This window comes from Herbaspirillum aquaticum (genome assembly GCF_002213425.1).
Taxonomy (GTDB): domain Bacteria; phylum Pseudomonadota; class Gammaproteobacteria; order Burkholderiales; family Burkholderiaceae_D; genus Herbaspirillum; species Herbaspirillum aquaticum.
In genome coordinates this window covers 69,752-94,583 of sequence record NZ_NJGV01000010.1, presented here as the reverse complement: position 1 = coordinate 94,583, position 24,832 = coordinate 69,752, and the positions used below count along the sequence as shown (strand labels likewise).

At 63.6% G+C, this 24,832-nt stretch carries 23 protein-coding genes; 15 read left to right on the top strand and 8 right to left on the bottom strand.

The features are described 5' to 3' along the window. Positions 1-29: 29 nt before the first annotated feature. The 3 genes from gatB to gatC all read right to left on the bottom strand — a co-directional run bounded on the left by gatB (position 30) and on the right by gatC (position 3,378). On the bottom strand, positions 30-1,490 hold the full coding sequence (gene gatB, locus CEJ45_RS12725; protein ID WP_088755467.1) for an Asp-tRNA(Asn)/Glu-tRNA(Gln) amidotransferase subunit GatB: 1,461 nt from the start codon (positions 1,488-1,490) through the stop codon (positions 30-32). Between the two features lie 45 nt (positions 1,491-1,535). Next, positions 1,536-3,002, bottom strand: a complete 1,467-nt coding sequence (gatA, locus tag CEJ45_RS12720; protein WP_088755466.1) for an Asp-tRNA(Asn)/Glu-tRNA(Gln) amidotransferase subunit GatA — start codon at positions 3,000-3,002, stop codon at positions 1,536-1,538. Positions 3,003-3,075: 73 nt separating this feature from the next. Next, positions 3,076-3,378 carry an Asp-tRNA(Asn)/Glu-tRNA(Gln) amidotransferase subunit GatC gene (gene gatC / locus CEJ45_RS12715; RefSeq protein WP_034340681.1) on the bottom strand — a complete coding sequence of 101 codons (303 nt, stop codon included), beginning with the start codon at positions 3,376-3,378 and terminating at the stop codon, positions 3,076-3,078. A 359-nt stretch (positions 3,379-3,737) separates the two neighbouring features. Here gatC and CEJ45_RS12710 point away from each other — a divergent pair, with 359 nt between their 5' ends. From CEJ45_RS12710 to CEJ45_RS12685, 6 genes are all read left to right on the top strand, one after another. Next, the gene (locus CEJ45_RS12710; RefSeq protein WP_006465688.1) at positions 3,738-4,781 is read left to right on the top strand and encodes a rod shape-determining protein; all 1,044 of its coding nucleotides are present in this window, start codon (positions 3,738-3,740) and stop codon (positions 4,779-4,781) included. A 319-nt stretch (positions 4,782-5,100) separates the two neighbouring features. Then, the gene (gene mreC, locus CEJ45_RS12705; protein ID WP_088755465.1) at positions 5,101-6,180 is read left to right on the top strand and encodes a rod shape-determining protein MreC; all 1,080 of its coding nucleotides are present in this window, start codon (positions 5,101-5,103) and stop codon (positions 6,178-6,180) included. Then, on the top strand, positions 6,177-6,686 hold the full coding sequence (mreD, locus tag CEJ45_RS12700; RefSeq protein ID WP_088755464.1) for a rod shape-determining protein MreD: 510 nt from the start codon (positions 6,177-6,179) through the stop codon (positions 6,684-6,686). Before mreC ends, mreD begins: the two co-directional genes overlap by 4 nt. A gap of 19 nt (positions 6,687-6,705) precedes the next feature. Continuing rightward, a complete protein-coding gene (gene mrdA / locus CEJ45_RS12695) occupies positions 6,706-8,679 on the top strand; it encodes a penicillin-binding protein 2 (RefSeq protein ID WP_088755463.1) in 1,974 nt (657 codons plus the stop codon). A gap of 40 nt (positions 8,680-8,719) precedes the next feature. Then, positions 8,720-9,829 (top strand): rod shape-determining protein RodA, encoded by a 1,110-nt coding sequence (gene rodA / locus CEJ45_RS12690; protein ID WP_034340689.1) that lies wholly within the window; start codon positions 8,720-8,722, stop codon positions 9,827-9,829. A gap of 185 nt (positions 9,830-10,014) precedes the next feature. Continuing rightward, complete coding sequence (locus CEJ45_RS12685) at positions 10,015-11,223, top strand: septal ring lytic transglycosylase RlpA family protein (RefSeq protein WP_187697673.1); 1,209 nt, start codon at positions 10,015-10,017, stop codon at positions 11,221-11,223. Between the two features lie 143 nt (positions 11,224-11,366). Here the strand turns inward: CEJ45_RS12685 and rsmI are convergent, their stop codons facing one another. Beyond that, positions 11,367-12,281, bottom strand: a complete 915-nt coding sequence (rsmI, locus tag CEJ45_RS12680) for a 16S rRNA (cytidine(1402)-2'-O)-methyltransferase (protein ID WP_088755461.1) — start codon at positions 12,279-12,281, stop codon at positions 11,367-11,369. A gap of 13 nt (positions 12,282-12,294) precedes the next feature. On the opposite strand from rsmI, the gene CEJ45_RS12675 reads away from it, so the two are divergent. The 6 genes from CEJ45_RS12675 (at position 12,295) to CEJ45_RS12650 (ending at position 16,682) form a co-directional block, all read left to right on the top strand. Beyond that, positions 12,295-13,560: a penicillin-binding protein activator gene (locus tag CEJ45_RS12675; RefSeq protein ID WP_088755460.1), complete on the top strand. Its 1,266-nt coding sequence runs from the start codon at positions 12,295-12,297 to the stop codon at positions 13,558-13,560. A gap of 7 nt (positions 13,561-13,567) precedes the next feature. Next, a complete protein-coding gene (locus CEJ45_RS12670; protein WP_088755459.1) occupies positions 13,568-13,936 on the top strand; it encodes a YraN family protein in 369 nt (122 codons plus the stop codon). Between the two features lie 123 nt (positions 13,937-14,059). Beyond that, on the top strand, positions 14,060-14,656 hold the full coding sequence (locus CEJ45_RS12665; protein ID WP_039782952.1) for a phosphoheptose isomerase: 597 nt from the start codon (positions 14,060-14,062) through the stop codon (positions 14,654-14,656). Beyond that, positions 14,649-15,308 (top strand): BON domain-containing protein, encoded by a 660-nt coding sequence (locus CEJ45_RS12660; RefSeq protein WP_088755458.1) that lies wholly within the window; start codon positions 14,649-14,651, stop codon positions 15,306-15,308. The genes CEJ45_RS12665 and CEJ45_RS12660 overlap by 8 nt, the downstream gene beginning before the upstream one ends. 166 nt (positions 15,309-15,474) lie before the next feature. Further along, complete coding sequence (locus tag CEJ45_RS12655; RefSeq protein WP_034340016.1) at positions 15,475-15,999, top strand: peroxiredoxin family protein; 525 nt, start codon at positions 15,475-15,477, stop codon at positions 15,997-15,999. A gap of 182 nt (positions 16,000-16,181) precedes the next feature. Next, positions 16,182-16,682 (top strand): LapA family protein, encoded by a 501-nt coding sequence (locus CEJ45_RS12650; protein WP_088755457.1) that lies wholly within the window; start codon positions 16,182-16,184, stop codon positions 16,680-16,682. 91 nt (positions 16,683-16,773) lie between these two features. Here the strand turns inward: CEJ45_RS12650 and pyrE are convergent, their stop codons facing one another. Beyond that, positions 16,774-17,433: an orotate phosphoribosyltransferase gene (pyrE, locus tag CEJ45_RS12645; RefSeq protein WP_088755456.1), complete on the bottom strand. Its 660-nt coding sequence runs from the start codon at positions 17,431-17,433 to the stop codon at positions 16,774-16,776. 174 nt (positions 17,434-17,607) lie between these two features. Here pyrE and CEJ45_RS12640 point away from each other — a divergent pair, with 174 nt between their 5' ends. Then, positions 17,608-18,384, top strand: a complete 777-nt coding sequence (locus CEJ45_RS12640) for an exodeoxyribonuclease III (protein ID WP_088755455.1) — start codon at positions 17,608-17,610, stop codon at positions 18,382-18,384. 76 nt (positions 18,385-18,460) lie between these two features. Here the strand turns inward: CEJ45_RS12640 and CEJ45_RS12635 are convergent, their stop codons facing one another. From CEJ45_RS12635 to dprA, 3 genes are all read right to left on the bottom strand, one after another. After that, entirely contained in the window at positions 18,461-21,139 is a 2,679-nt protein-coding gene (locus tag CEJ45_RS12635; RefSeq protein ID WP_088755454.1) for a DNA topoisomerase III, read from the bottom strand. Positions 21,140-21,541: 402 nt separating this feature from the next. After that, positions 21,542-22,018: a Smg family protein gene (locus CEJ45_RS12630; protein WP_088755453.1), complete on the bottom strand. Its 477-nt coding sequence runs from the start codon at positions 22,016-22,018 to the stop codon at positions 21,542-21,544. 86 nt (positions 22,019-22,104) lie between these two features. Beyond that, a complete protein-coding gene (dprA, locus tag CEJ45_RS12625) occupies positions 22,105-23,250 on the bottom strand; it encodes a DNA-processing protein DprA (RefSeq protein WP_241517333.1) in 1,146 nt (381 codons plus the stop codon). Between the two features lie 303 nt (positions 23,251-23,553). On the opposite strand from dprA, the gene def reads away from it, so the two are divergent. Both def and CEJ45_RS12615 read left to right on the top strand, forming a co-directional pair. Beyond that, a complete protein-coding gene (def, locus tag CEJ45_RS12620; protein WP_034339988.1) occupies positions 23,554-24,072 on the top strand; it encodes a peptide deformylase in 519 nt (172 codons plus the stop codon). A 112-nt stretch (positions 24,073-24,184) separates the two neighbouring features. Continuing rightward, positions 24,185-24,766, top strand: a complete 582-nt coding sequence (locus tag CEJ45_RS12615; protein ID WP_088755451.1) for an Imm42 family immunity protein — start codon at positions 24,185-24,187, stop codon at positions 24,764-24,766. Positions 24,767-24,832 lie beyond the last annotated feature (66 nt).

Here is a 24,832-nt window from a genome sequence, read left to right as displayed (position 1 = left end):
GCTACTGCTTCAGCAGGCAAGGGCTTTTATTAACCCGCCAGCTTCTTGCGCAGCAGTTCAGTCAATTGCGCCGGATTGGCCTTGCCGCGCGTGGCCTTCATGGCCTGGCCGATCAGGGCATTGATGGCCTGTTCCTTGCCGGCGCGGAATTCCGCCACCGACTTTTCATTGGCCGCCAGCACCTGGTCGACGATGGCTTCCAGCGCGCCGCTGTCGGAGATCTGCTTCAGGCCCTTGGCTTCGATGATGTCATCGGCCAGGGCATCCTTGTCGGACTTCGCTTCCCACATGCCTGCAAAGACTTCCTTGGCGATCTTGTTGGAGATGGTGCCATCGGCGATGCGCTTCAACAGCAGCGCCAGTTGTGCAGCCTTCACGGGTGCATCGGCGATGTCGGTATCTTCGCGGTTGAGCGTGGAAGCCACGTCACCCATGAGCCAGTTGGCGGCCGGCTTGGCCTGGTCCTTGCCCGCGGCAGCCACCACGGCTTCGAAGTACGAGGCCATGCCCTTGGATTGCGTGAGCACCATGGCATCGTATTCCGGCAGCGCATACTCGGCCACGAAACGCTCGCGCATCGCGCCGGGCAGCTCGGGCATGGTGGTCTTGACGCGCTCGATCCACTCCTGCGAAATGGCCAGCGGTGGCAGGTCGGGGTCGGGGAAGTAGCGGTAATCCTGCGCGTCTTCCTTGCTGCGCATGGAACGGGTTTCCTTCTTGTCCGGATCGTAGAGGCGGGTTTCCTGCACCACGGTGCCACCGTCCTCGATCAGCTCGATCTGGCGGCGCACTTCGTAGTTGATGGCCTCTTCCAGGAAGCGGAAGGAGTTCAGGTTCTTGATCTCGCAACGGGTGCCGAATTTCTCCTGGCCGACCGGACGCACCGAGACGTTGGCGTCGCAGCGGAAGGAACCTTCCTGCATGTTGCCATCGCAGATGCCCAGCCACACCACCAGCGAATGCAGGGCCTTGGCGTAGCCGACGGCTTCGGCGGCGCTGCGCATCTCGGGTTCGGTGACGATTTCCAGCAAGGGCGTACCGGCGCGGTTCAAGTCGATGCCGGTCATGCCCTGGTAGTCTTCGTGCAGGGACTTGCCGGCGTCCTCTTCGAGGTGGGCGCGGGTCAGGTTGATGGTCTTGATCTCGGTCTTGCCCTCCTTCTCCACGGCGAAGGACATGGTGCCGCCTTGCACCACCGGGATCTCGAACTGGCTGATCTGGTAGCCCTTGGGCAGGTCAGGATAAAAGTAATTCTTGCGCGCGAACACCGAGCGCGGTGCGATGGTGGCACCAATGGCCAGGCCGAACTGGATCGCACGTTCCACCGCGCCCTTGTTCAGGACCGGCAGCACGCCCGGCAAGGCCAGGTCCACCGGACTGGCCTGGGTGTTGGGCTCGGCGCCGAAGCGGGTCGAACTGCCGCTGAAGATCTTGGATTGGGTCGAAAGCTGCGTGTGCGTTTCGAGGCCGATGACGACTTCCCACTGCATGATGTTGTCCTTGCGAATGCTGTTGTTGGTGACGAGGGCCAGTGATCAGGCCGGTTCGCGCAGGTGCCAGTCGGTGGCCTGCTGGAACTGGTGCGCCACGTTCAAGAGGCGCGCCTCGTCGAAATAATTGCCGATGATCTGCAGGCCGACCGGACGCTTGCCGTTCTTCTCGCCCTGCCCGAATCCGCAAGGAATGGACATGCCCGGCAAACCGGCCAGGCTGGTGGACAAGGTGAAGATGTCGGCCAGGTAGTTGGCCACCGGGTCATCGGTCTTGTCGCCCAGGTCCCAGGCGACGGTGGGCGAGACCGGGCCCATGATGACGTCGCACTGGCGGTTCTCGCCGGCCAGGGCACGCTGGAAGTCCTCGGCGATCAGGCGGCGGATCTTCTGGGCCTGCAGGTAATAGGCGTCGTAGTAGCCGTGCGAGAGCACGTAGGAACCGACCAGGATGCGGCGCTTGACCTCGTCGCCAAAGCCTTCGGCGCGCGACTTCTTGTACATGTCGGCCAGGTCCTTGTAGTCGGCGGCGCGGTGGCCGTAGCGCACGCCATCGAAGCGCGACAGGTTCGACGAGGCTTCGGCCGGGGCGATCACGTAATACACGGGGATGGACAGCTCGGTCTTGGGCAGCGAGATATCGACCAGGGTCGCACCCAGCTTCTCGAACTCCGCCAGGGCAGCACGCACGGCCGCTTCCACATCGGCGGCCAGGCCGGCGCCGAAGAATTCCTTGGGTACGCCGATGCGCAGGCCTTGCAGGCCCTGGTTGAGCGAGCGGGTGAAATCTTCCTTGGGGCGTTGCAGGCTGGTGGAATCGCGTTCGTCGAAGCCGGTCATGGCGTTCAACAGCAGGCCGCAGTCTTCGGCGGTCTTGGCGATCGGGCCGCCCTGGTCCAGCGAGGAGGCGAAGGCGATCATGCCGTAGCGCGACACGCTGCCATAGGTCGGCTTGATGCCGGTCACGCCGCACAGCGAGGCCGGCTGGCGGATCGAGCCGCCGGTGTCGGTGGCGGTGGCGGCCGGTGCCAGGCGCGCGGCCACGGCAGCGGCCGAGCCGCCCGAGGAGCCGCCGGGGATGGCGGTCTTGTCCCAGGGGTTCTTGACCGCACCATAGAACGAGTTCTCGTTGCTGGAGCCCATGGCGAATTCGTCACAGTTGAGCTTGCCCAATGTGACGGTACCCGCCGCATTGAACTGCTCCACCACGGTGGCATCGAAGGGGCTCACATAGTCCTGCAGCATGCGCGAACCGGCGGTGGTGCGCCAGTTGCGGGTGACGAAGATGTCCTTATGTGCAATGGGCACGCCGGTCAAAGGACCGGCATCATTGCCAGCCAGGCGCACATCGGCGGCTTTGGCCTGTGCCAGGGTCAGGTCGCGGTCCACGTGCAGGAAGGCATTGAGGTCGCTGGCCGCGATGCGGTCCAGGAACAGGGTCGCCAGTTCAGTGGCGGAAATCTTGCGCGCTTGCAGTTGCGCGGACAGTTCTTTGAGGGTGAGCTTGTGCATGGAGTCGATTACGCTGCGGTCTTGCGGGCCGGCTGGGCCGGAAGCGGACGGTGGCGGGTGCCAGGCGCCGGGTTCATTCGATGACCTTGGGCACCAGGTACAGGCCATCCTGGGTGGCCGGGGCCGGTTGCTGGTAGTCGTCGCGGCGATTGGATTCGGTCACGGCATCTTCGCGCAGGCGCAGCGCCAGCGCCGGCTCGATGGCGGCGATCGGGTGCGACAGCGGTTCCACGCCGGAGGTATCGATGGCCTTCATCTGCTCCACCAGGGCAAAGATGCCATTGAGCTTGTCCAGGGTGGCGCCGGCCTGGGCCTCGGTGAGCTCCAGTCGGGACAGGTTGGCGATGCGTTTGACGTCGGAAAGGGCTAGAGACATGGTCGAAAGGACGCGCCTGGCGCGCCGCGTGATGTTGAAATTGGAAGACCCGTAGCCGCTGCGGCCGCAAGGCGTTTTCTGCAGCCTCGGCGCCATTGGCAAGTTCACTTGCGCGGCGGGTCGACCGGGTCATGGCGTGAATCGCTTGAAAAACGGCAAACCCGCGCCAGATGGCCGCCGGAAGCGCCCGGGATGCTGACATTTTTGGCAAACCGGCGTGCTGGTTTCTCGGGAATTATAAGGTAGAATGTCGGATTAATGCCTTGCAGGCGCCTGATTTTCGCGTCGCCGCAGCATGAACGGACACCTCCCCCTATCAAAAAGCTAGGCGCCCCCTCGCGGGCGCATCAGGACAACTCATGTTTGGATTTCTCCGCAGTTACTTCTCGAACGATCTGGCGATCGACCTCGGCACCGCGAACACGCTGATCTACGCGCGCGGCCATGGCATCGTGCTGGACGAGCCGTCGGTGGTGGCCATCCGCCAGCAAGGCGGTCCCAACGGCAAGAAGACCATCCAGGCGGTCGGCAAGGAAGCAAAGCAGATGCTGGGCAAGGTGCCCGGCAACATCGAGGCGATCCGCCCGATGAAGGACGGCGTGATCGCCGATTTCACCGTCACCGAGCAGATGCTGAAGCAATTCATCCGCATGGTGCATGACTCCAAGCTGTTCCGCCCCTCCCCGCGCATCATCATTTGCGTCCCCTGCGGTTCGACCCAGGTGGAACGCCGCGCCATCCGTGAATCCGCGCTGGGCGCGGGCGCATCCCAGGTCTACCTGATCGAGGAACCGATGGCCGCCGCCATCGGCTCGGGCCTGCCGGTCTCGGACGCCACCGGCTCGATGGTGGTCGACATCGGCGGCGGCACCACCGAAGTGGGCATCATCTCGCTGGGCGGCATGGTCTACAAGGGTTCGGTGCGCGTGGGTGGCGACAAGTTCGACGAAGCCATCGTCAACTACATCCGCCGCAACTACGGCATGCTGATCGGCGAACAGACCGCCGAAGCGATCAAGAAGGAAATCGGCTCGGCCTTCCCCGGCTCGGAAGTCAAGGAAATGGAAGTCAAGGGCCGCAACCTGTCCGAAGGCATCCCGCGTTCCTTCACCATCTCCAGCAATGAAATCCTGGAAGCCCTGACCGATCCGCTGAACAACATCGTCTCGGCCGTCAAGAACGCGCTGGAACAGACCCCGCCGGAACTGGGTGCCGACATCGCCGAAAAGGGCATGATGTTGACCGGTGGCGGCGCCCTGCTGCGCGACCTGGACCGCCTGCTGATGGAAGAAACCGGCCTGCCGGTGATCGTGGCCGAAGATCCGCTGACCTGCGTGGTGCGCGGCTCGGGCATGGCGCTGGACCGCATGGACAAGCTGGGCTCGATCTTCTCGGCCGAGTAAGCCGGCCAGCAAGGTCTGGCCAGCACGACAGGACAGTACCGAGGTACAGGGGCCTGCCCGACAGCAGGCCCAGGCAGCAAAGCATGAACCGGCAGCGATGTACTGCCGGATGAGTGGGGAACCGAACCGTTCGATATGACGCCGTTCACGCCGACCAGCCACAGGATGCGCACGCCGCGTGCGCAACTGAGGCAGTGTCGGCGGCTGCGGGGTCGCGAGAACGCCTCGGCTCCCCTTTTTGTTACCGTTTTCGACGCAGGAAGTGAGTTATCCGCCTGCAGCCGGTCACCTGGCGTGACCCTGCAGTCGGCCTGACGCCATGGAAATCCCACCACTCTTCAAGCAGGGCGCTTCCGCCCGGGTGCGCGTGACCGTCTTTGCATTGATCTCGGTCGTGATGCTGGTGGTCGACGCCCGCATGCACGTGCTGGGCACGCTGCGCCAGGCGCTGGGCACGGCCCTCTATCCGTTCCAGACGGTGGCCATGGTGCCGCGCGACGCCTTCACCAATTCGTCCGAATACTTCTCTTCGCTGGCGTCGCTGCAGAAGGAAAACCGCGAACTGCGCCAGCAGCAGATCGTCAACGCCCAGCTGATGCAGCAGGAACGCCTGCTGGCGGCCGAGAACGTGCAATTGCGCAAGCTGCTGGACATGCAGCAGAAGGTGCCGGTCAAGTCCATCGTCGGCGAGATCCTCTACGATGCGCGCGATCCCTTCACCCGCAAGATCATCCTCAATCGCGGCTCGCAGCAGGGCGTCACGGCCGGCCAGCCGGTCATCGACGAGGTCGGCATCGTGGGCCAGGTGACACGGGTATTCCCGTTCTCTTCCGAAGTGACGCTGCTGACCGACAAGGACCAGGCCATTCCCGTGCAGGTACTGCGCAACGGCTTGCGCAGCGTGGCCTATGGCCGCGGCCAGACCGGCGCACTGGACCTGCGCTTCATGCCCGCCAACGCCGATATCCAGAAGGGTGACGTGCTGGTGACCTCAGGCATCGACGGCGTCTATCCGCCGGGCCTGTCGGTGGCCAGCGTGGCGCTGGTGGAAACCCGTTCGGCAGACTCCTTCGCCCGCATCGTGTGCCGTCCGCTGGCCGGTATCGACCGCCATCGCCAGCTGCTGATCCTGCTGGTGGAACAGAACCTGCCGCCGCGTCCGGAGCCGGACGTGATCGATGAAAAATCGGCCAAGCTCTTCAAGCGCCGCCTGCGTGACAGCACCCGCGACAACAGCGCCGAGGAAGCCAACGCCACGCCCAAGGACAAACCCGCGGAAGACCGCAAGGGCGCCGCCAACGTGACGCCGCCGGCCAAGCCCGCGGCCGCTTCCACCCCGGCCGCTCCGGCTGCTGCAACCAGCAATGCCAAGCCGGCCGCCAAGGAATCCGCACGATGAACAACCAATACATCCTCCTGCCGGCCAGCCCGCTGTTCATCGCCTTCAGCCTCATCGTGGCGTTCGTGCTGAACCTGATGCCCTGGGGGCAGATGGTCGGCGTGCCCGACTTCGTGGCGCTGGCGCTGGTGTTCTGGAACATCCACCAGCCGCGCAAGGTCGGCATCAGCGTGGCCTTCATGATGGGCCTGCTCATGGATGTGAATGAAGCCACGCTCCTGGGCGAGAACGCCCTGGCCTACACCCTGCTGTCGTACTTCGCCATCATGATCCACCGCCGCGTGCTGTGGTTCCCGCTGCGCACCCAGGCGCTGCACGTGCTGCCGCTGATGCTGCTGGCGCAGGCGGTGCAACTGGTGATCCAGCTGCTGGTCACGGGCAAGTCGCCGGACTGGTTCTATTTCAGCGAGAGCGTGGTCTCGGCCCTGCTGTGGCCGGTGGTGAGCGTCCTGCTGCTGGCCCCGCAGCGCCGTGCGGTGGACCGCGACGAGAACCGCCCCATCTGAGGGGCCAGGTGCAAGCAGCATGACCGAATTCAAGAATACCGCGCATGAGCTGAGGCTGTTCCGGATGCGCCTCCTGGCCGCAAGCGTGCTGGTGCTGGTGTGCTTCAGCCTGCTGCTGGCCCGCTTTTTGTGGCTGCAGGTGGTGCGCCACGATGCCTACGCCGCCCAGGCCGAGGAAAACCGCATCTCCGTGGTGCCCATCGTGCCCAACCGCGGCCTGATCCTGGACCGCAACGGCGTGGTGCTGGCACGCAACTATTCGGCCTATACGCTGGAAATCACGCCCTCCAAGATCAAGACCAACATCGATGACCTCATCGATGAGCTCGGTACCATCGTTGAAATCCAGCAGCGCGACCGCCGCCGCTTCCGCCGCCTGCAGGAAGAATCCAAGAACTTCGAAAGCGTGCCCATCCGCACCCGCCTGACCGATGAGGAAGTGGCCAAGTTCACCGCGCAGCGCTACCGCTTCCCCGGCGTGGAAGTGCAGGCCCGCCTGTTCCGCCAGTATCCCTACGGCAAGACCGCCGCGCACGTGATCGGCTACATCGGCCGCATCAGCCAGCGCGATGCCGAGCGCATCGCCGACTCCGACGACGAAGCCAACTACAACGGCACCGACTACATCGGCAAGGAAGGCCTGGAAAAAAGCTACGAAAGCCAGCTGCACGGCACGACCGGCTACGAGGAAGTGGAAATCTCGGCCAGCGGACGTGCCGTGCGCTCGCTCTCGCGCACGCCGGCCACGCCCGGCAAGAACCTGATCCTGTCCATCGACATCGAGCTGCAGAAGGTGGTCGAAGAAGCCTTCGGCGACCAGAAGGGCGCGCTGGTGGCGATCAACCCGGCCACCGGCGACATCCTGGCCTATGTCTCCCAGCCCTCCTATGACCCCAACCTGTTCGTCGAAGGCATCGACCAGCAGAGCTGGGACGAGTTGAACAAGTCGCCCGACCGGCCGCTGCTGAATCGCCCGCTGTCGGGTCTCTATTCGCCCGGCTCGACCTACAAGCCCTTCATGGCGCTGGCCGCCCTGGAACTGGGCAAGCGCCGTCCGCAGGATGCCATCCGCGACCCCGGCTACTTCATCCTTGGCAATCACCGCTTCCGGGACGACAAGGAAGGCGGCCACGGCGTGGTCGACATGTACCGCTCGGTGGTGGTCTCCTGCGACACCTATTACTACATGCTGGCCAATGACATGGGGGTCAATGCCATCCATGACTTCATGAAGCCCTTCGGTTTCGGCCAGATCACCGGTATCGACCTGGAGCACGAGAAGCGCGGCATCCTGCCCTCCACCGAGTGGAAGCGCACCGCCTTCCGCAAACCCGAGCAGAAACGCTGGATCGCCGGTGACACCGTCTCGCTGGGCATCGGCCAGGGCTACAACAGCTTCACCCCGCTGCAACTGGCGCAGGCGACTTCCATCCTGGCCAACAATGGCGTGGTGATGAAGCCGCACCTGGTCAAGATCATCGAGGACGGCGTATCCCACGAGCGCACCGAGACCGTGCCCAAGGAAAGCTACCGCATCCCGCTGAAGCAGGAAAACATCGATTTCATCAAGCGCGCCATGGTGGGCGTGGTCAAGGAAGGGACGGGCGCTGCCGCCTTCCGGGGCGCACCCTACGAGTCGGGCGGCAAGACCGGTACGGCGCAGGTGGTCAACATCGCCAAGAACCAGAAGTATGATTCCAAGAAGCTCTCGCGCATCTACCATGACAACGGCCTCTATATCGGCTTTGCGCCGGCCGATGCGCCGCGCATCGCCATTGCGGCCGTCGTCGAGAACGGTGGCTGGGGCGCCGGCGTAGCTGCCCCGCTGGTGCGCAAGGCCATGGATTACTTCATGCTGGGCAAGCGCCCCAATGAGCCGATCAAGTCGGTCGCGCCCGAGGCGGTGAGCCCGGATACCCCGGTCGAAGGTCCCACTTCCGACGACGCCGGCAGCAGCAATACGCCGACGGTCCAGCCGGATGTGCAGGAATGAGGCCTGACATCGCAACGAGCAGTACGCACAAGGAGCCGGCATGAGCCTGCAACGTCCGCCCCTGTGGCAAATCATCAAGCCGCACCTGACGGTGTTCGACGGCGCGCTGTCGCTGATCGTGTTCCTGATCCTGTCGGTGGGCATCGTCACCCTCTATTCGGCCGGCATGAACTTCCCCGGCCGGGTGGAAGACCAGCTGCGCAACATCCTGGTGGCCTTCATCGTCATGTGGGTGGCCGCCAACGTCTCGCCCCAGCTGCTGCTGCGGCTGGCCGTGCCGGTCTATACGGTGGGGGTGACGCTGCTCATTGCGGTGGCGCTGTTCGGCATCATCAAGAAGGGCTCGCGCCGCTGGCTCAACATCGGCATGGTGGTGCAGCCTTCCGAGATCATGAAGATCGCCATGCCGCTCATGCTGGCCTGGTACTTCCAGAAGCGCGAAGGCATGCTGCGCTGGGATGCCTTCCTGGTGGCGGCGATCCTGCTGCTGATCCCGGGCTTCCTCATCATCCGCCAGCCTGACCTGGGGACCGGTCTGCTGGTGCTGGCCGCCGGCTTCTACGTCATCTTCTTTGCCGGCCTGCCCTGGAAGATCCTGCTGGGGCTCTTCGTGGCCGGTGCGGCCAGCCTGCCGGTGGTGTGGTCCTTCATGCACGATTACCAGCGCCAGCGCGTCATGATGCTCATCGACCCGACCTCCGATCCGCTGGGCAAGGGATTCCACATCATCCAGTCCACCATCGCCATCGGCTCGGGCGGCGTCACCGGCAAGGGCTGGCTGATGGGTACCCAGACGCACCTGGAATTCATCCCCGAACGCACCACCGACTTCATCTTCTCGGTCTATTCGGAAGAGTTCGGGTTGATCGGCAACTGCGTGCTGCTGGTGCTGTACCTGCTGCTGATCGGACGCGGCCTGATGATCACGGCCAACGCGCCCACGCTGTTCACGCGCCTCCTGGGCGGGGCGATCACGATGATCTTCTTTACCTATGCCTTCGTGAACATGGGCATGGTCAGCGGCATCCTGCCGGTGGTGGGCGTTCCTCTTCCCTTCATGAGCTATGGCGGTACCGCCCTGGTCACGCTGGGGCTGGGCGCGGGCATCCTGATGAGCATCCAGCGCCATCGCAAGCTGGTTCAAAGCTGAGTTGAAGCTGATCCGGACACGCACTTTTCTTATTGCACGAATGGCAAGTTTGCGAGGATTCGTGAACTTGCTGTACTGACGAGTTGTCAGCCTCGGTGCATTGCAGTCTGGTATCGTTGCGAACATTCCGGCCGGGACCCGCAAGCGCCAGGCCCCGCGCATCGACTGTTGACCAAGGACAGCCCATGGAAACACCCACTCTAGACCATCACCACCGCCCTGCCCCATTGGGCCGCGCCCTGCGCTGGGGCACGCTGCTGCTGCCCTTGCTGCTGGCCGCCTGCGGCACCACCCAGCAGGCCCCGCGCCAGACCGCCCAGGCACCGGCCACCCCCACCAAGGCGGCCAGCACCCGGCCCTCCAATGTGCCAGCCCTGCCGGCAGCGGGTTCCGGCCGCGGCGGCTACTACAAGGATGACGGCCCGGGCGATCACATCCCCGATGGCCTGCTGGACGTGGCCGATGCCGAACCGCAGGTGGAGCCGGTCTCCAAGGCCGCCAGCCGGCCTTATGCGGTGTTCGGCAAGACCTACGTGCCGATCACGGACACCAACCAGCCCTTCATCCAGCGCGGGGTGGGCAGCTGGTATGGCAAGAAATTCCATGGCCAGAAGACCTCTTCGGGCGAACTCTACGACATGTACAAGATGACGGCCGCGCACCCCACGCTGCCCATCCCTTCCTACGCCCGGGTGACCAACCTGAAGACCGGCAAGCAGGTCATCGTGCGCATCAATGACCGCGGACCCTTCCACTCCAGCCGCATCATCGACCTCTCGTACACGGCCGCGCTCAAGCTCGGCTACCTCGGGACCGGCAGCAGCGAACTGGAAGTCGAGCGCATCCTGCCGGAAGAAGCCCAGCGCATGGCCGATGCACGCCGCAATGGGGGCGGCACCACGCTGGCAGCGGCCGATCCGATCAACCGGGCGGCCGATACCGGGGCCGGTGGCCAGGGTGTCTCCACCGGACAAGTAGAAATCAATACGGTGAGCGCGCAAAGCCTGCCGCCGCAACCCACGGTGGCTGCGGTACAGCCCATCAACGCCAGCACCAGCACCGCCGCCGGTGGCGCGGGCATGGCCGGGGGCGGCGGCATCATCAATGCCGTAGCCAGCGGCTCGGCACCCTCTCCGGCCATGCCGCAGGCGGTGCCGCTGACGGCCGGCTATTACCTGCAGTTCGGGGCCTACTCGCAAGAAGCCAATGCCCTGGTGGCGCGCGACAAGCTGCTGCCCAGCCTCTCGGGCATCGTCGACAACATGCAGGCAGTGCAGGTCAACGGCCTCTATCGCCTCTATGCCGGCCCCTACCCGACCCGTCCGGCAGCGCAGAATGCGGCCATGCTGGTGCGCCAGCGCAGTGCCGGTACACCGTTCATCGTGGAGCGTTGAGCCGGCTTTTGCTGTTGGGAAATTTCTTCACCCGCCCTGCAAAGGCATTTCAACGCAGGGCGGCGTGGCGGCGGCGCAGGAGTGGTCCCGCACAAACCTTCATTTGATCGCCCGAACGGGCTGAACCGGAGGCCTGGGCGGCCTCAGGCGTCCCCATCCTCTTGCGCGCCTTGCCGGATCTGCAGGGCGCGTTCATACAGGGCATTCTTTTTCTGGCCGGTGATCTGCGCGGCCAGTGCGGCCGCCTGCTTGACCGGCAACTCTTCCAGCAGGATGCGCAAGACGCGCTCGCCCTCGGCATCTTCGCCCTCCACCGGCTGCGCTCCTTCCAGCAAGACCACGAATTCCCCGCGCTGGCGGTTGGCATCCTGCTCCAGCCAGGCCACGGCCTCGCCCAGCGGGCAGCGGTGGATGTGTTCGAAGAGCTTGGTCAGCTCGCGCGCCAGCACCACCTGGCGCGCGGGGCCGAAGACCTGCAGCATGGACTGCACGGTCTCGACGATGCGGTGCGGGGCTTCGTAGAACACCAGCGCGGCCTGCAGCGCGACCAGTTCCTGCAAGGCGGTTTCGCGCTGGCGGGTCTTGGCCGGCAGGAAGCCGACGAAGTGGAAGCGGGCATCGGTCAGGCCCGAGGCCGACAAGGCCGTCACCGCCGCCGAGGCACCGGGCAAGGCGATGACCTGGAACCCTGCGGCGCGCACGGCGTCCACTACACGGGCACCGGGGTCGGAAATGGCCGGCGTACCGGCGTCCGAGACCAGGGCCACGCGCTGGCCGGCCTGCAGGCGTTCGATGATCTTGGCGGCGGCTTCGCGCTCGTTGTGTTCGTGGGTCGCCAGCAATTGCTTGGAGAGTCCATAGCGCTGCAGCAACTGGCTGGTATTGCGGGTATCCTCGCAGGCCACCGCGTCGGCAATGGCCAGCACATGCAGGCCGCGCAGGGTGATGTCGCAGACGTTTCCGATGGGCGTGGCCAGCACATATAATGCCGACACCGGATAGCTTTGCTGGGCGGCATCCTGCAGGATGGAGGCGGCGACGCTGGAATTCTGATTCATTGGAGGGGGCGGGATGTTCACAAGTTGGAAGAAAATGACCGCGCAAGCGGCCCTGCTGGCAGGCATGCTGGCACCCTGGATGATGCCGGCCGACGCCGCAGCAGCCGACAGTGTACCTCTGCTGGCCCAGGCTGCCACGCCTGGCACGGCAGCCCCCGCCCCGCTGGCCCTGCCACCGGGGACCTCCCCCGAGATGGAATCGGCGGCCGTGGGCGCACCTGCCGCCCCTCCTCCCCCCGCCACCCCGGCACCGGTGCGCATCGCCCTGCTGCTGCCCTCGCGCAGCGGTGCCTTCGGCGCAGCGGCCGACGCGGTGCGCACGGGCTTCCTGACGGCCTATTCGCGCCAGAAGGAAAACATCCAGCTGGCCATCGTCGAGACCGGCGATTCGGCTCCCGACATGCAGCGCGCCTATGACGAGGCCTCGGCCAAGTTCGACATCCTGGTCGGCCCGCTCTCGCGCACCGCCGTCACCGCCGTGGCGCAGAGCGGCCGCGTGAGCAAACCCACGGTGGCGCTGGCGCAGCCGGACATGAATGGCGAAACCGAATTGCAGTTGCCGCCCCAGATGCTGGCCGTGGGCTTGTCCATCGACGAGGAAGCGCGCCAGGTCGCCAATTGGGTCGAAAAGGAAAAGGCCCCCGGCAAGATCTTCGCCATCTCCACCGGCACCGCCTGGCAAAAGCGTGCCGCCCGTTCCTTCCAGCTGCGCGCGCGCCAGCTTGGCCTGCAGGTGGAAACGCTGGAACTGAGCACGCCCTCCAACGCCCTCTCCGCCCCCGGCCTGGCCCAACTGGCCAAGCGCGTGGAGCAGGAAAAACCGGCCCTGATCTTCGTCGCCCTGGATGCGGCGCAGACCGTGCAACTGCGCAGCGCCGTGGGCAATGACCTGCCGCTGTACGGGACTTCGCAGATCAATCCCTACACCCTCAAGCGCGACAACCCGAACGACAAGCTGCCGGAGCTCGATGGCGTGCGTCTCATCGACATCCCCTGGCAGCTGCAGCCGGACAACGTGGCCGTGGCCCGCTACCCGCGCCCGGCCGTCAATGACAACGAGCGCCCCAATCCCGACCTGGCCCGCCTGTACGCCCTGGGCATCGATGCCTACCGGGTGGCTTACGGCATCGCCCAGAAGCAATCCGGCTTTGACATCGACGGCGTCACCGGGCGGCTGAACGTGAACATGGTCAGCGGCGGCACCACCTTCTTCCAGCGCCAGGAAACCCAGGCCGTCTACCAGGACGGCTGGCCGGTACCGATGGCCGACCAGTACTGAGGCCGGCATGGCGCTGCGCAGCCTGCTGCGGCGCACGGCGCGCCAGCGCACCGGGGACGAGGGCGAGGACCGGGCGCTGGCCTATCTCCAGGCACAGGGCCTGCAGCTGGTCCAGCGCAATTTCCGCTGCAAGGGCGGCGAGATCGACCTGATCCTGCGTGAAGGAAGCACCATCGTCTTCGTCGAAGTGCGCGCCCGCGTCAGCAGCGCCTATGGCGGTGCGGCCGCCAGCGTGACGCCGGCCAAGCAGCGACGGCTGCTGGTGGCCGCCCAGGTCTGGCTGCAAGGGCAATCCGGACTGCCAGCCTGCCGCTTTGACGTGGTGGCGCTTGAAGGCGACCGGCTGCAGTGGCTGCGCAACGCCATCGAGGCCTGAGCAACGGGCGTTTTGGCGCGACCGCTGGCGCCTGGCGTATCATGTGCGACCGGATTCCGGAAACTTCTCTTTACGAATTGCCCGGACTTGGCCGCGTTCAAGTCCTCTATAATCGCAGGCACTATGACAAATCCCCGCATCCTCGCCCATTTCCAGGAAAGCGCCGACCTGAAGATGAAGGCCGCCAGTGTTCTGGCCCAACCGATCGAACAGGCGATTGAACTAATGTTCACTGCACTGTCGAATGGCAACAAGATTCTTGCCTGTGGCAATGGCGGATCGGCCGCCGACAGCCAGCACTTCGCCGCCGAACTGGTCGGCCGCTTCGAACGCGAGCGCCTGCCGCTGCCGGCGCTGGCGCTGACCACCGATACGTCCATCCTCACCGCCGTGGGCAACGACTACAGCTATCAGGAAATCTTCTCGAAGCAAGTCCAGGCCTTCGGCCAGGCCGGCGACATCCTGCTGGCCTTCTCGACCTCGGGCAATTCGGGCAACATCCTGGCGGCCATCGAAGTGGCGCACGAACGCGACATGCGCGTGGTGGCCCTGACCGGCAAGGGTGGCGGCAAGATCGGCAAGATCCTGACCGACGCCGATGTGCATATCTGTGTGCCGCATGAACGCACTGCGCGCATCCAGGAAGTGCATCTGGTGTCGCTGCACTGCATTTGCGACGGTATCGACGTCGCGCTTTTTGGAGATGATGCGAATGAGTGATGCACGATCCTTGTTGACCCGCCTGCGCCGCCCGCTGGCGGCAGTAGCCCTTGGCGGCATGGTGGCCATGAGCCTGCAGGGCTGTTTTGCGGTGTTTGCCGGCGGTGCGCTGGCCACCACCTTTGCCGCCACCGACCGCCGCACCCTGGGCGCGCAGACGGAAGACAAGTCCATCGTGGTCAAGGGCGAAGCCCGCATTCCCGAAGTGGTGGCCGCAGGCTCCCACGTCAACGTGACGGCCTTCAACCGCAAGGTGCTGCTCTCGGGCGAAGTGCCGGACGAAGCCTCCAAGGCCGCCGCCGAGCGTGAAACCAAGGCCATCCAGAACGTCGATACGGTGTACAACGAACTGGAAGTGGGTCCGTCGTCGAGCTTCGGTTCGCGCTCCAGCGACGCGCTCATCACCAGCAAGGTCCTGGCCAGCCTGGTGGACGACAAGACGCTGTACTCCAGCGCCTTCAAGATCACCACCGAACGCGGCATCGTCTACATGCTGGGCCGCGTGACCCAGCGTGAAGGCCAGCGTGCGGCCCAGATCGCCAGCGGCGTCTCGGGTGTGAACAAGGTCGTGACCCTGTTCGAATACATCAGCGAGGAAGAACTGAAGGACTACCAGCGCAAGCCGGCCAGCGAGAACAAGTCCACCAGTTGATGACAGCTGCGTAGCTGATGCAGGTCAAACCGCCGGCGAGTCCGGCGGTTTTCACGTGGAGCGGCCGCCCGCAGGATTCTGCGGCGAGGTCTATAATGCTTCAGTTCAACGAGGCTGCGCATGCAGTGGCAGGCCTCTTTCCCGCAGTCCGGATCCGGAGTTTCCCATGCAAGCACAGGCCAACGCTCCCAAGAGCGGTCTCATGATCAAGCTGGCAGCCGTCCTCGTGGTGGCCGCTGTCGCTGCCTTCGCCTATTTCAAGGTCAATGCCGGCAATGCCGCACCCGATGTCACTTTCACCAAGCTCGATGGCCAGCAGGTGGCATTGAAGGATTTGCGCGGCAAGGTGGTCATGGTCAATTTCTGGGCCACCAGCTGCACCACCTGCGTGGGCGAGATGCCGCAGATGATCGACACCTACAACAAGTTCAAGGACCGTGGCCTGGACTTCGTGGCCGTGGCCATGAGCTATGACCCGCCCAACTACGTGCTGAACTACACCGAAACCCGCAAGCTGCCCTTCAAGGTCGCACTGGACCCGCAAGACACGCTGGCCAAGGCCTTCGGCGACGTCAAGCTGACCCCGACCACCTTCGTCATCGGCAAGGATGGCAACATCATCAAGCGCTATGTCGGTGAGCCGCAGTTCGCCGAACTGCACCAGTTGCTGGAAAAGGCACTGGCGGCCTGAGCCCGAAGCGCTCGCCCCTCCCCGCTTGCAAGCCGGCTTGATGCCGGCTTTTTCATTTCCGATTGCAGGATGACAACTGCACGGAACATCCTCGTGCTTGCCGTAGTCCAAGATATCCATATTGTCGTCATGACAAGCGCTCGCGTGCCTCTGCCGACACCTTCACAACAAAGGAGGCTGACATGAAATTCCGGACCATTTTCCTCATCGTGCTGCTGGCACTGGTCGCCATCTTCGCCGCCGTCAACTGGACGGCCTTCACGGCCACGACCACGCTCTCGCTGATCTACACCGAATTCCAGGCGCCGCTGGGCGCGGTGATGCTGGGCGTGGTGGTGGTGCTGACGGCCTTCTTCCTGCTCTACATCCTGGCCCTGCAGACCAGCGTGATGCTGGAAAGCCGCCGCCTGACCAAGCAGCTGGAAGCCCAGCGCGCCCTGGCCGACCAGGCCGAGCATTCGCGCTTCAATGACCTGCGCGGCTACCTGAAGACCGAGCTGGAGCAGCTGCAACGGCGCCAGACCGAGCAGCAAACCCTGCTGGCGCAGCGCCTGGACGCCTTGCAGCGTAACATCCAGCAGCGCGTGGAACAGACCGAAAACGCCGTCGCGGCCCAGGTCGGCGAGCTCGATGACCGCCTGCAGCGCCAGCGCGTGACTACCCTGCCCCAGAATCTGGCGTAATTCTTCCAACGCGTACGTAAAAAGGGCTGGAACCTCGCGGATCCAGCCCTTTTTGTTCATTTAATGCCTTTTAGCGGCATTTCCAGGGCACTTAGACGCCGTAACGGGTCCGATACGCTGCCACCGCATCCTTGTACTGGCTCAGGCGAGCATCGCCGCCGCTGGAGATGTACTCGAAGAGGTCATTGAGGTTGCCGATGGAGATGACCGGCATGTCGTATTCGCGCGCCACTTCCTGCACGGCCGACAGTTCGGAGAGCGCGCCATCCTTGCCCGAGCGCTCCATGCGGTCCAGCGCGATCAGCACGGCGCAAGGCGTGGCGCCGGCGGCGCGGATCATGTCCACCGATTCGCGCACCGAGGTGCCGGCCGAGATGACGTCATCGATGATGACGACCTTGCCCTGCAGCTTGGCGCCAACGATGGTGCCGCCTTCGCCGTGGTCCTTGGCTTCCTTGCGGTTGAAGGCGAAAGGCACGTTGCGGCCCATGCCGGCCAGCGCCACGGCGGTAGCCGAAGCCAGGGTGATGCCCTTGTAGGCGGGGCCGAACAGCATGTCATATTCCACGCCCGAATCCTGCAGGGTCTGGGCGTAGAAGCGGGCCACCTGGGCCAGGGTCGCGCCCTCGCTGAAGAGGCCGGCGTTGAAGAAGTAAGGCGAGGTACGGCCTGCCTTGGTGACGAATTCGCCAAAGCGCAGCACGCCGGCCGATACCGCGAATTCAATGAATTCCTGTCTCAAGTTGCTCACAATGCATTTCCCGGGAAGAGTCAAAACGGAAGGTGCGGACCACGCCCGCTTGCCGCCAGGCAAGGCAGCGCGGTGGCAAAGCCTTCATCAGGCCGCCATTTTAAATGATTCATCCTATCGGTTATGCTACCGGCCTGATTGAACACACTTCTGCAGCAAGCAAACAGGATATCCATGCCAAAAATCGTCTCCGCCAACCTCAACGGAATCCGTTCAGCCGCCAAGAAGGGCTTCTTCGAGTGGCTGCAAAAGGAAGCGCCGGACTTCGTCTGCGTGCAGGAACTGAAGGCCCAGGCGGCCGACATGACCGAAGACTTCCTGGCCCCGGCCGGCTATGTCGGCCATTTCCACTATGCCCAGAAGAAGGGCTACTCGGGCGTAGGCGTCTACAGCCGCCGCCAGCCGGACTCGGTGCGCATCGGCTTCGGCAATACCGAATTCGATGACGAAGGCCGCTATGTCGAATGCGACTACGGCGACCTGACCGTGATCTCGCTCTATGCGCCCTCGGGTTCCTCCAGCGAGGAACGCCAGGAAGCCAAGTTCCGCTTCATGGAAGCCTTCCTGCCGCACCTGATGGAGTTGGAAAAGAGCGGCCGCGAAGTGGTCATCTGCGGTGACTGGAACATCGCCCACAAGGAAATCGACCTGAAGAACTGGAAGAGCAACCAGAAGAATTCCGGCTTTTTGCCGGAAGAACGCGCCTGGATGACGCGCATCTTTGACCAGTTGGGCCTGGTGGACGTCTATCGCCGCCTGCATCCGGAGACCACCGGCGAAGCCTACACCTGGTGGAGCAATCGCGGCCAGGCCTGGGCCAATAACGTGGGGTGGCGTATCGATTACCACGTCGCCACGCCGGGCATCGCCGCCAGGGCGGTGAGTGCGGCGATCTACAAGGAACAGCGCTTTTCGGATCATGCGCCGTTGACGGTGGTGTACGGCGACTAAACCACACCGGGCTCGCCAACAAAAAGCCCTCGCACCGTGAAGTGCGAGGGCTTTGTCGTTTCCGGCCGGCCGGAAATCAGGCGTCGGGAGCGGCTGCCTTCTTTGGTGTCGCCTTGCGCAAGGCCGGCTTCTTGGCCGCGGCCGCCTTGGTCTTGGTGGCGGTGGTCTTGGCTGCCGTTTTGGTCGCCGTCTTCTTGGCGGCCGGCTTGGCGGCTGCCTCGTCGGCACCATCATCAGCGTCCGCTGCAGCGGCCTTGCCCTTGGCGGGCGCCTTGGCCTTGCGTTCCTCGAACTCGAAGCTGATCTTGCCATCCTTGCCACGCACCAGGAAGGCCTTGAAAGGCCGGCGCGTGCGCTGCGAGATGAAGCCCGGCAGCAGGTCGGTCTTGCCGTCGTTCAGGAGCTTGGCCATCTGCTCAGGCAGGATCTCCTGCTGCAGGATGATGCGGCTGCTGCGGAAGTCACAGGCCTTGGGCTTGGCCACGGTCTTCTCGCACACATAGGCCAGGCCCATTTCGTAGACGCCGCTGCCGCACTTGGGGCAGGCGCCCAGCGGGGTCTGCTCGCTGAAGTCCACCGGCTCGCCGCCCTCGCCCTCGGCCTGGTCTTGGCCGAAGTCGAATTCCAGCTTGAAGTTCTTGATCTCTTCGTCGCGCGAAATCTTCAGGATGGCCGCAAACGGACGGCCCATCTTGGAGCGGAAGCCCTGCAGAGGGCCGATGGTGCGGTTCTGCAGCAGCTCTTCCACTTCGGCGATCTCGAACTGGCGGCCACCGGGCACCTTGCTCATCGAGAATTCGCACTTGGTGCAGGCGAAGCGACGGTAATTTTCCTTCACCACGCCACCGCAGTTGGGGCAAGGCGTCTGCAGGGTCGCATAGTCGCCGGGGATGGTGTCGTTGTCGTATTCCTTGGCGCGCTTGACGATGATCTGGGTCATCTGCGCGATTTCGCGCATGAACTCGTCACGGCTGATCTTGCCGCGTTCCATCTGGGCCAGCTTGTGTTCCCACTCGCCAGTCAGTTCGGGTTCGGTCAGTTCGTCCACACCCAGGCCGTGCAGCAGCGTCATCAGCTGGAAAGCCTTGGCGGTGGGCATCATTTCGCGGCCTTCGCGCAGCAAGTACTTTTCGTTCAGCAGGCCTTCGATGATGGCCGCACGCGTAGCCGGCGTGCCCAGGCCCTTGCCGGCCATGGCTTCGCGCAGTTCATCGGAATCCACCAGCTTGCCCGCACCTTCCATGGCCGACAGCAGCGTGGCTTCGGTGTAGCGGGCGGGCGGCTTGGTGACCAGGCCATTGGCGGTGACCTTGTCGGTCTTGACCTTCTCGCCCGGGGCCACGGCCACCAGGTTGCCGCCGCCTTCCTTGTCCTTGTCGTCGTCCTCGACCTGCTTGCCGTAGATGGCCAGCCAGCCGGGGTTGATCATCACTTTACCTTCGCTCTTGAACTGGTGGCCCGACACTTCCGTGTAGCGGGTGGTCACCTGGAACTCGGCCGGCGGGAAGAACACCGCCATGAAGCGACGCGTCACCAGGTCGTAGAGCTTCTGTTCCGGCTCCGACAGGTTCTTGGGCACCTGGGTGGTCGGGATGATGGCGAAGTGGTCGCTGATCTTGGTGTTGTCGAAGATGCGCTTGTTGGGCTTGACCCAGCCTTGCTTCAGGATCTGCTTGGAGAACTGGTGATAATTGTTGTTCTCCGCCAGCGCCTCCATGGTGTCCTTGACCGTGTTGATGTAGTCCTCGGGCAGGTGGCGCGAATCGGTACGCGGATAGGTCAGCACCTTGTGCTTTTCATACAGCGCCTGGGCCAGGCCCAGGGTGTTCTTGGCCGAGAAGCCGAAGCGCGAGTTGGCCTCGCGCTGCAGGCTGGTCAGGTCGAACAGGCCCGGCGACATCTGCGTGGTCGGCTTGGATTCCTCGGTGACATTGCCCGGCTTGTCGCGGCAGGCGGCCACGATGGAGTCCGCAGCCGCTTTGCTCCACAGGCGCTCGGGGCGCTTCTCGGGATCGGCTTCATCCTTCTTGTGGCCCTTGTCCAGCCAGCGGCCCTTGTAGATGCCGGCGGCGCAGACGAATTCGGCGTGCACTTCCCAATAGTCGCGCGGGACGAACTTCTTGATCTTCTCTTCACGCTCGACCACGATGGACAGGGTCGGCGTCTGCACGCGGCCCACGGTGGTGAGATAGAAGCCGCCTTCCTTGGAATTGAAGGCGGTCATGGCGCGGGTGCCGTTGATGCCGATCAGCCAGTCAGCTTCGCTGCGGCAGCGCGCGGCATTGGCCAGCGGGAGCATTTCTTCATCATCGCGCAGATGGGCAAAGCCCTCGCGGATGGCACCCGGCGTCATCGATTGCAGCCACAAGCGCTTCACCGGCTGCTTGGCCTTGGTGTATTGCGCGATCAGGCGGAAGATCAGTTCACCTTCGCGGCCCGCGTCACATGCGTTGATGAGGGTGGTCACATCCTTGCGCTTGATGAGCTTGGAGAGCACCTTCAGGCGCGACTCGGTCTTGGCGATCGGATTGAGCGCAAAGTGCGGCGGAATCATCGGCAGGTGGGTAAAACTCCACTTGCCGCGCTTGACGTCGTATTCCTCGGGGACTGCGATTTCCAGCAGGTGACCGACGGCCGAGGACAGGATGTACTCGTCGGATTCGAAATACTCATCGTGCTTGGTGAAGCCGCCGAGCGTCTTCGCGATGTCGTTCGCGACAGAGGGCTTCTCGGCAATGATGAGGGTCTTGCTCATAGGTATGGGTCTCGGTGGTGAGAGGTCAGTTGCTGGTGTGCTGCGGCAGTGGCATCAGCCTCACGTGGGGCCGGACTGCTCCGAAACAACACCATGCCATCCCAGGCGGTCAACGATAGGCGGCGGCAAGCTACGCAAGTGGCCGGCGTTTCATTGCCTGTGGACAACGGAATTTTTATATAGTAGCCAATATCAGGCCAATGCGGGGGAATGATAAGCGTGATGCAAATGAAACGGCAAGCACAAGGGCTTGCCGTTTCGGTGATTCATGCGCTTTCGGCGGCTTTTATGTTCATTCATGCCTAAATGGCTTGAAATGAAGCAACAGCGCCGGGGGGCGGCGTCAGCACGTTGTCAGCAAGGCTCCCTCCCAGCCCTGTCGCACGTGCCAGGCCGGTGCGTTCAGTGCAGCAGGCGCGGTTCGGTATCGTCTTCGTCGAGGAACAGCTCCTCGAACATCAGGCCGTCCGGTTCCTTGCCCTGGCTCCACAGCACCATCAGCACGATGACCTTGAGCTTTTCCAGGCCGATCGGCGCTTCACCGGCAGCCAAGGCGCGCTCGATGACGATCTCGCGCTGGATCGCGTCCAGCATCTTGGCCGATTCGAGAAACTGGATGAAACCGATGGCTTCCACGCCCAGAATGTCACTTTCCTGCGTCGCATAGATGCGCGTACCGAAGGAAAAGGCGGTCTGGCGGGGATAGTTGTCGGCGAATTCGTGATTGGCGACTTCAAGATCAGTCAGCCATCCGAGTGCCTGGGAGATTTCATCTTCTTCGAAACCAATCGCGGACAGCTTCTTGACGAGCGCCTCGGGTTCGGGGCAGGCATCAGGGCGATAGTAGGTTTCGTACAGGTAAACGAGGACATCAAACATGTTCGTACTCTATCGCGAAGGTTATGAATGTACAAGTCAGCCAAGGTCAGTATGGCAGGATTTGCGGCGCTGCGGGGATAATTTCTTCACGCCAGACGACGATAACGTGCACCCGGCAGCAGCTCCACCCAACCCTGCAGTTCCAGTGTCAGCAAACTCCCTGCCAGGGCCGCCGGATCAAGGCCGCAGCGCTGGGCAAGGGTGTCGGCATCGACCGGGTCATGGCCCAGGCTCTGCAGTAGCTGCCGGCTTGCAGGATCGACATCTTCAGTGGCGGGAGATGACGTTGCCTGCACGACAGCTTGCTGCTTCGGCAACCCTGGCCAGCCGGGCAATTCATCGAGGATATCCTGCGTGGTCTCCACCAGCTTGGCGCCTTGCCGGATCAGCTGATGGCACCCCTTGGACAGCGGCGCATGGATGGAACCGGGAATGGCAAACACATCGCGCCCCTGTTCAGCCGCCATGCGCGCGGTGATGAGCGACCCCGATTGGGCTGCCGCTTCCACTACCAGCACGGCGCGCGACAAGCCCGAGATCAGGCGGTTGCGGCGTGGGAAGTTGGCCGCCAGCGGCGGCGTGCCCAGCGCATATTCACTGATGATGCAGCCACCCTCGGCGATGCGCTGTGCCAGCGCGCGATTGCGCTGGGGATAATCCAGGTCGATGCCGGTGCCGATGACGGCCACAGTCGAACCCGGCCCGGCCAATCCCCCCGCATGCGCCGCCGCGTCGATGCCCAGCGCCAGCCCGGAGACGATGGTGATGCCCGCACGGCTGAGCTCTTCGGAAAACCGTCCTGCGTGCTGAACGCCCTGGGCCGTGGCATTGCGGCTGCCGACCACGGCCAGCGCATTGCCCGCCAGCAGTGCCGGATTGCCGCGCACGTAGAGCAGCAAGGGGGGATCGGCAATCTGCAGCAAGCCCGGCGGATAGTTTGCATCGGCCAGCGTGATGACGGATTGCCCCGGCACCTGCGCCCAGGCCAGCGTAGCGGCGATACGCTCGCGCTGCTGTACGGTCGGCGTGCTCAACAGGCGGGCTGCCACCCCAGCCGGCGCCACCGCCCGCAAGGCCTCCGGGTCGGCCTGCCAGATGCCCTGCGGCAAGCCGAACACCGCCAGCAACCGGCGCGCCAGCACCGGCCCGATGCCCTCGGTCATGGCCAGGCGCAGCCAGGCAGTCAATTCTGTGGCCGGATCGGCCATATCGTCGTGGATAGGCTCTTGCATGGGGATAAATGAAGTGTTGTACATCGGCCGCCCGCTCAAGGCCGTGCGGCGCGGCTCTCCGGGCGGGCCTGTGGCGGGCTGTGATACACTTTTCCGAAAAACGGGAATCTCCTGGCCGCCGCGCCACGCCGCACAGGCCTGCCAGGACCGGCATTGTGCGGTGGCCGTGCTTGAAGCGTCGCGCTTCGGCCGCATTTACATGACAAATCCCGAAATGAATTTCCCGCACGCTCGCAAAATGACGAGATCCGGCCCGAACCAGGTCCCCCGAGACCGAACCCCAAGCTTACCGAGAACACACGTATGGCCCTGCTGAACATCCTCCGTTATCCCGATCCGCGCCTGCACAAGGTTGCCGTCCCCGTGACCGTCTTCGACGAGCGCATCAAGAAGCTGGTGGCCGACATGGCCGAGACCATGTATGCCGCCCCCGGCGTGGGCCTGGCGGCCAGCCAGGTGGATGTGCATGAACAGGTGGTGGTCATCGACGTTTCCGACGAAGGCAAGAACCTGCAAGTGTTCATCAACCCCGAGATCCTCTGGGCCAGCGAAGAGAAGCGCGTCTATGACGAAGGCTGCCTGTCGGTGCCCGGCATCTACGACGGCGTGGAACGTCCGGCCCGCGTGAAGGTGCGCGCCTTCGATGCCGACGGCAAGGCCTTCGAGGTCGATGCCGATGATCTGCTGGCCGTGTGCATCCAGCATGAGATGGATCACCTGAAGGGCAAGGTCTTCGTCGAGTACCTGTCGCCGTTGAAGCGCAACCGCATCAAGACCAAGCTGCAGAAGGAAGAGCGCGAGATGAAGAAGAAGGCGGGCTAGGACTTGCTAGCACGCCTAATGCAATGCATCGGCGCAGACGCCGGCCGGGTGAATGCCCGGTCGGCGTTTTTTTGCCGGTTGACCAATGAACGAATAAAACCAGGAGTTGGCCATGCTGGCCGGAAGACCACACCATTTCGCATTCTGGTATGACGTAGCAGAGAGCACCGGCAGCTTTTGCTACGGCCCCTTCAATATTTTCATCAACGGGAAGTTATTGCTGAGCGCCAGCGAAAGCAACTTCACGCTCAATGTCATCGCCTCCGACTTGAGGCGCTGCTATGACAGCCTCGGCAAACTCGATGAGCTGCCACCGGACTTTGATCCCTGCGCAGTCTTTGAGCGTGCACTGCACACCAACGGCTATCATTCCTACTCAGATCCCGTGTTTCCATCGCATTGGTTTTCCGAGACCGATGAGAGAATCTCGGCGCTCCTCGATCTGTTTATCGAAATAGAAGATAGTCGCCGGACGATCCCCCCCTACGGAGTAGAGCTATCCATGTATTCGGAAATTAGTGACACAGGCTGGCGATTTTTCCTGTTTTCCCAGGGAGGCAATGACATGCTGCTTTGCTCGAACGATTTGGGGACAACAGTGCTTTGCCATGCGTTTCCCGAGGGCGAGGTGAAAAGGGCGGTCGAGCAATTCCTGACCGTAGAGCATCTTCCTTACGATGTGTCTGCCGAGTGAATTTCACAGGGATGCAACGGCATTGCGAAACGTCGTACTGATTGCTTCAGACAAGTAATCCCCCGG